The organism is Actibacterium sp., from assembly GCF_041584535.1.
Taxonomy (GTDB): domain Bacteria; phylum Pseudomonadota; class Alphaproteobacteria; order Rhodobacterales; family Rhodobacteraceae; genus Actibacterium_D.
Map to the genome: position 1 here is coordinate 1 of NZ_JBFHDW010000161.1, position 6,216 is coordinate 6,216.

Sequence of the window (6,216 nt, forward strand, 5' to 3'; positions counted from 1 at the left end):
ACGTCACTCGCGACGGTGGTTTCCCGCCGCTGGCGCTGGAGCCGGTCGATTTCGTCGGTATCTACCGGCAAGAGGCTCATCGCCAGGCCGCCGCAGCCGCCCAACCGAACTAAACTGCAAAGCCCCGGTCACGCCGGGGCTTTTTGTTTCAGGAATATTTTTTCCAGACCGCGTCATCACCCAGCTTGGCGATGAAATCGCGATGCGCCTGATCTTCTGCGCTGGTCAGACGGGACGGCAGCGGCACCGGGCGCGGCTTGGGCCGCCATTCTCCGACCTCGATATGGCCGACCGTGGTTGTCGTGACCTGAACGCCCAGAACCAGATCGGGCTGGCGACCGCCGATCAGCTCAAGATAGACCTCGGCCAGAATTTCCGAGTCCAACAGCGCGCCGTGCAGGGTGCGGGCGGTGTTGTCGATGTTGAACCGGCGGCACAACGCATCCAGAGACGCGGGCGAGCCGGGGAATTTCTGCCGGGCGATGGCCAGCGTGTCGATCGCCTGCTCCCACGGAATTTTCGGCAAGCCCATCCAGCCCAGTTCGGCGTTCAAAAATTTAATATCGAACGCGGCGTTATGGATCACCAGCTTGGCGTCGCCGATGAAATCAACGAAATCCTGCCCGATCTGCGCGAAAACCGGCTTGTCGCGCAGGGTTACGGCACCTTTGGCCGGTTCTTTCGGCGGCTCCAACAGATCGGCACCGATACCGTGCACATCAAACGCGCCTTGCGGCATCGAGCGTTGGGGGTTGATATATTGGTGATAGGTGCGGCCCGTCGGCAGATGGTTCCACAGTTCCAGCGCACCGATTTCAACGATGCGGTCGCCCTGATCGGGCTCAAAGCCGGTGGTTTCGGTATCGAGAACGATTTCACGCATCTTTTTCCCCGCGAATTTTCGCCAGAATCCCGTTCACAGCCGCGCGCGCCGCTTCGGGGCTGGTGGTTTCGATGATGAAATCCGCGCGGGCGCGTTTTTCGGAATCTGGCGTCTGTTTGGCAAGAATAGTCTCGAATTCGGCCTCTGTCATCGTGCCGCGCTCAAGAACTCGGGCGCGCTGAACCTCGGGCGGGGCGCTGACCACGACGACCGCGTCCATCGCGCCGGCGGCCCCGGTTTCAAACAACAGCGGCACATCCAGAACCACAATCCCGGCACCGGCATTGTCAGCGATGAAATCAGCCCGGTCGCGGGCGACCAGCGGGTGAATGACCGCTTCGATCTGTTTCAGCGCCGTCGGATCCGACGCGATCCAGTTTTTCAGCACTGCACGGCTAACCGCGCCGTCGATGATCGCCGCCGGATGAAGGGCGCGCATCGGTTCAACCGCAGCGCCGCCCGCGCCATACAGGCGATGCACCGCCGCATCCGCGTCCCAGACCGGCACGCCCGCCTCGGCGAACATCGCGGCGGTGGTGGATTTACCCATCCCGATTGATCCGGTCAGGCCCAGAAGAAACGGTTTTTTCATCATGCGCTTAGCAGGATTGCGCGAGTCTTTTCATCAACTTCCGGGGCGATGCCAAACCAACGCTCGAACCCCGGTGTGGCCTGATGCTCAAGCATGCCCAACCCGTCGACGGTCTTGCAGCCGATCTCGGATGCCTCGATCAGCAAATCGGTGCGCAGCGGGGTGTAGACCAGATCGGTAACGATGGTTTCCGGCGCCAGCAGGTCCAGAGGGATTTCCAGCGGCTTTTTCCCGACCATGCCCAGCGAGCTGGTGTTCACCAGAACCGCAGCCCCGGCCAGCGTGTCACCGGCGTTTTCCCAGTCATAGACGGTAATCTTCGGGCCAAATTGCCCGGCAAGCGTTTCGGCGCGGGCGCGGGTGCGGTTGGCCAGCCGGATTTCCGGAACACCGGCCTCAAGCAGCGACACGATCACCGCGCGCGAGGCGCCGCCGGCACCGATCACCGCGACCGGACCCGCCGTCGGATCCCAATCGGGCGCGCCACGCCGCAGGTTCTGCATGAAGCCATAACCATCTGTATTGTCAGCGTGAATCGAGCCATCCTTGCGAAACACCAGCGTGTTTGCCGCGCCGATCATCCGAGCGCGATCGCTGACCTCATCCGCCAGCGCCAGCGCCTTTTCCTTATGGGGGATCGTGACGTTCAGCCCGACAAACCCCAGCGTGGGCAGAAATTTCAGCGACTCGGCCACCTTGTCGGGGGCGATCTCCATCGGGATGTAATAGCCCTCGATCCCGTATTTCCTGAGCCAGTAATTATGCAGACGCGGGGATTTGGAGTGGCCGATCGGATAGCCGATCACGCCAGCAAGAGGAGGACGGTGGATCATGCCTGTAATGTCCCGTTCTGTGTCAGGAAGGCCAGCATCTGAAACAGAGGCAGGCCCAATACGTTAAAATAGTCGCCATCGACGCCGGAAAACAACCGAACGCCTTCTTCCTCCAGCTTATAGCACCCGACCGCGTGGCGTATACTGTCCCAGTTGCGGGCCAGATAAGCGTCGAGGTAGGCGTCGGAAAAATCTCGCATGGTCAGGCGAACCTCGCCGACATGGCGCCAGACCGGCTTGGCGTCTTCATAGATCACCACGGCGGACAGCAATTTGTGGCTCTGGCCGCGCAGCAGGGTCAGTTGGGCGCGGGCGTCGGCAATGTCGCGCGGTTTCGACAGGATACGACCCTTGAAAGCCAGCACCTGATCGCAGCCGATGACCAGCGCCTCGGGCTGTTTCTCGGACACTTTGCGCGCCTTGAATTCGGCCAGCGCGTCGGCCACATCGCGGGGGGTGGCGCCTTCGGCCTCAAGCGCGGCGCGGATGGCGTCTTCGTCGATGCGCGCGGGCTTGATCTGGAACTCCAGCCCCGCCTGACGCAGCAGGTCTTGCCGGATTTGCGAGGCGGACGCCAGTATCACGGGCTTGGGCATGGGTATGAACCTGTGGATATTCAGCCGAATAACCTATGGGCGCATTCGGGATGATTGTCGGACTTTGCCTGACATCCCCAATCCCAAGCAGTCTTGTCAAGTTGAACCCCGGAAGTATCCCTTGGGGGCGTTTCTAATTTCACCTCCGGGAAAACCGGCTGACCGGAATTTCATCCGCAAAGTAATCCACAGATCCGAAAGTCGCGTTGAATTTTTAAGGTATTGAAATATAAAGGTTTAGTTCGGATTTTCTGCAGGTGCGAATGAGTCGCCCCCAGTTACACACATAAATCTATCCCTGTGAGAAAAGGTGTGGACCATTCAATAATCCACACTGTCCACAGGCCCTACAAATACATCATCTTTTCTTTTCTATACTTATTATTTTAGTAAGGACGGATCAGACCCCGGCGATAAGGATCAGACCTTTGGGCGATTTTCTGGCAGGGATTTATCCCTGGACAAAGGCATTGCATGTCATTTCCGTCATCAGCTGGATGGCAGGCTTGTTCTATTTGCCCCGTCTGTTCGTGCATCACACCGAACGTGTCGCGGTTGGCAGTGAAACCGATCAGTTGTTTCAGATGATGGAGCGTAAGTTGCTGCGCTTTATCATGAACCCGGCGATGGTGGCGACCTGGGTGTTTGGCCTGTTGCTGGTGTTCACACCCGGTATCGTCGATTGGTCGCAGGTCTGGCCCTGGACCAAGGCGGCGTCGGTTTTGGTGATGACATGGTTTCATCATTGGCTGGGCTATCGTCGCAAGGATTTCGTCAGTTCGGCCAACAGTGTCAGCGGGAAACATTACCGCATGATGAACGAGATCCCGACCCTGCTGATGATCGTCATCGTGATCTCGGTGATCGTGAAATTCTGAGTTTGTTGACTTGGCCGCCGTCAGTGCTTATGTGACGGGCAAAGGGCAGTCCTGCCCGCTGAATTCCCCAATTCACATCCTGACCTGATATGCGCATGGCGCCGGGTCGCAACATGGTTTTTCCTATGACTCATCACTGTCTGAATCTCGCCGATCTCAAGGCGAAAAGCCCCAAAGACCTTTTGGCTATGGCCGAGGATCTTGAGATCGAGAACGCCTCGACCATGCGCAAGGGCGACATGATGTTCTCGATCCTCAAGGAACGCGCCGAAGAGGGCTGGGAGATTTCCGGCGATGGCGTGCTTGAGGTGCTTCAGGACGGCTTTGGCTTCCTGCGCTCGCCCGAGGCCAACTATCTGCCGGGTCCGGATGACATCTATGTCTCGCCCGAGATGATCCGCCAGCACGGGATGCGCACCGGTGACACCGTCGAAGGCGTCATGCAGGCCCCGCGTGAAAACGAGCGGTATTTCGCGATCACCAAGGTCACGCAGATCAACTTTGAAGACCCGGAAAAGGCCCGCCATAAGATCAACTTCGACAACCTGACGCCGCTGTATCCGGATGAGCGTCTGAAAATGGAAATCGAAGACCCGACGATCAAGGATCGCTCGGCCCGGATCATCGATCTGGTTGCGCCGATCGGTAAAGGCCAGCGGTCGCTGATCGTCGCGCCGCCGCGGACCGGTAAAACCGTTCTGCTGCAAAACATCGCCAATTCGATCGAGATCAACCACCCGGAATGTTATCTGATCGTCCTGCTGATCGACGAACGCCCGGAAGAGGTGACCGACATGCAGCGCAGCGTGAAGGGCGAAGTTATCAGCTCGACCTTTGACGAACCGGCCACCCGCCACGTCGCCGTCGCGGAAATGGTGATCGAAAAGGCCAAGCGTCTGGTTGAACACAAGCGCGATGTTGTGATCCTGCTCGACTCGATCACCCGTCTGGGTCGCGCGTTCAACACCGTTGTTCCGTCGTCGGGCAAGGTTCTGACCGGCGGTGTCGATGCCAACGCTCTGCAACGTCCCAAGCGGTTCTTTGGCGCGGCACGGAACATCGAAGAGGGCGGCAGCCTGACCATCATCGCCACCGCGTTGATCGACCCCGGCAGTCGCATGGACGAAGTGATCTTTGAAGAATTTAAAGGCACCGGTAACAGCGAAATCGTTCTGGATCGCAAGGTCGCCGACAAGCGCGTGTTCCCGGCGATGGACATTCTGAAATCCGGCACCCGGAAAGAGGACCTGCTGGTCGACAAAGCCGATCTGCAAAAGACCTTTGTCCTGCGCCGGATCCTGAACCCGATGGGCACCACCGACGCCATCGAATTCCTGATTTCCAAGTTGAAACAAACCAAAACCAACGCGGAATTCTTCGATTCCATGAACACCTAAAGGCCGATGGATACGATCTATGCTTTGGCAACGGCTCGCGGCAAAGCGGGCGTTGCTGTCATCCGCATCTCGGGGCCGCACGCAAGTGCGGCCTTGTCTGCTTTGGGGGCGGCTGTGCCGCAGCCCCGTCGTGCCGCTTTGCGGGTGCTGAAACAGGGCGATCTGGTGCTGGACGAGGCGCTGGTGATCCGGTTCGAGGCCGGGCACAGCTTTACCGGCGAAGACGTTGTCGAACTGCACACCCATGGCAGCCCAGCGACGATCACGGCCGTGCTGAGGGCGCTGTCGGGGATTTCAGGTCTCCGACTGGCTGAACCGGGCGAATTCACCCGTCGTGCGCTGGAAAACGAATGCCTGGACCTGGCGCAGGTCGAAGGCCTGTCCGATCTGATCGAAGCCGAGACCGAAGCGCAGCGGCGTCAGGCCTTGCGTGTGCTGTCCGGCGCTATCGGCAAACGGGCCGAGGTCTGGCGCTCGGACCTGATCCGCGCGGCGGCGTTGTTGGAAGCGACGATTGATTTCGCCGACGAAGATGTTCCCGTCGACGTCTCGCCCGAGGTGCTGGACCTGCTGGACCGCACCGAGGCCGATCTTGAACGCGAAGCCGCTGGGGTGTCTGCCGCCGAACGAATCCGCGAGGGGTTCGAGGTGGCGATCGTCGGCCCGCCGAACGCCGGAAAATCGACCTTGCTGAACGCGCTGGCCGGGCGCGAGGCGGCGATTACTTCGGAATTTGCGGGCACCACCCGCGACGTGATCGAGGTGCGGATGGACCTGCACGGCCTGCCGGTAACGGTGCTGGACACCGCCGGTCTGCGCGATACCGACGATGTGGTCGAAGGCATTGGCATTGACCGCGCCAAGGAACGCGCCAGCGCCGCCGATCTGCGGGTTTTCCTGTTGGATTCCAACGGCTCGACCCTTGGGCTGACGCCGGATGTCGATGACATTGTGCTGCACGGCAAGGCTGATCTTGCCCATGGCGACGGCCCTGCGGTGTCGGGAAAAACCGGTGAAGGCGTGGCCGAATTGATCGC

8 protein-coding genes are annotated in these 6,216 nt (G+C 59.8%); 4 read left to right on the top strand and 4 right to left on the bottom strand.

Annotated elements, in window-relative coordinates:
- Positions 1-113 (top strand): protein-export chaperone SecB (locus tag ABYW26_RS09085; protein ID WP_372604483.1); only part of this gene is annotated, 113 nt, incomplete at its 5' end.
- Positions 114-148: 35 nt separating this feature from the next.
- On the opposite strand, the gene dnaQ is transcribed toward ABYW26_RS09085, so the two are convergent.
- The 4 genes from dnaQ to ABYW26_RS09105 are packed head-to-tail and all read right to left on the bottom strand — an operon-like array spanning position 149 to position 2,904.
- The gene (gene dnaQ / locus ABYW26_RS09090; RefSeq protein ID WP_372604474.1) at positions 149-883 is read right to left on the bottom strand and encodes a DNA polymerase III subunit epsilon; all 735 of its coding nucleotides are present in this window, start codon (positions 881-883) and stop codon (positions 149-151) included.
- Positions 876-1,475: a dephospho-CoA kinase gene (gene coaE, locus ABYW26_RS09095; protein WP_372604475.1), complete on the bottom strand. Its 600-nt coding sequence runs from the start codon at positions 1,473-1,475 to the stop codon at positions 876-878. Before coaE ends, dnaQ begins: the two co-directional genes overlap by 8 nt.
- On the bottom strand, positions 1,475-2,308 hold the full coding sequence (locus ABYW26_RS09100; RefSeq protein ID WP_372604476.1) for a shikimate dehydrogenase: 834 nt from the start codon (positions 2,306-2,308) through the stop codon (positions 1,475-1,477). Before ABYW26_RS09100 ends, coaE begins: the two co-directional genes overlap by 1 nt.
- The gene (locus ABYW26_RS09105; protein WP_372604477.1) at positions 2,305-2,904 is read right to left on the bottom strand and encodes a nucleoside triphosphate pyrophosphatase; all 600 of its coding nucleotides are present in this window, start codon (positions 2,902-2,904) and stop codon (positions 2,305-2,307) included. Before ABYW26_RS09105 ends, ABYW26_RS09100 begins: the two co-directional genes overlap by 4 nt.
- A 428-nt stretch (positions 2,905-3,332) precedes the next feature.
- On the opposite strand from ABYW26_RS09105, the gene hemJ reads away from it, so the two are divergent.
- The 3 genes from hemJ to mnmE form a co-directional block, all read left to right on the top strand.
- On the top strand, positions 3,333-3,782 hold the full coding sequence (gene hemJ, locus ABYW26_RS09110) for a protoporphyrinogen oxidase HemJ (RefSeq protein ID WP_372604479.1): 450 nt from the start codon (positions 3,333-3,335) through the stop codon (positions 3,780-3,782).
- 125 nt (positions 3,783-3,907) lie between these two features.
- On the top strand, positions 3,908-5,179 hold the full coding sequence (gene rho, locus ABYW26_RS09115; RefSeq protein WP_372604480.1) for a transcription termination factor Rho: 1,272 nt from the start codon (positions 3,908-3,910) through the stop codon (positions 5,177-5,179).
- 6 nt (positions 5,180-5,185) lie between these two features.
- On the top strand, positions 5,186-6,216 hold a 1,031-nt coding region (gene mnmE / locus ABYW26_RS09120), incomplete at its 3' end, for a tRNA uridine-5-carboxymethylaminomethyl(34) synthesis GTPase MnmE (RefSeq protein ID WP_372604481.1).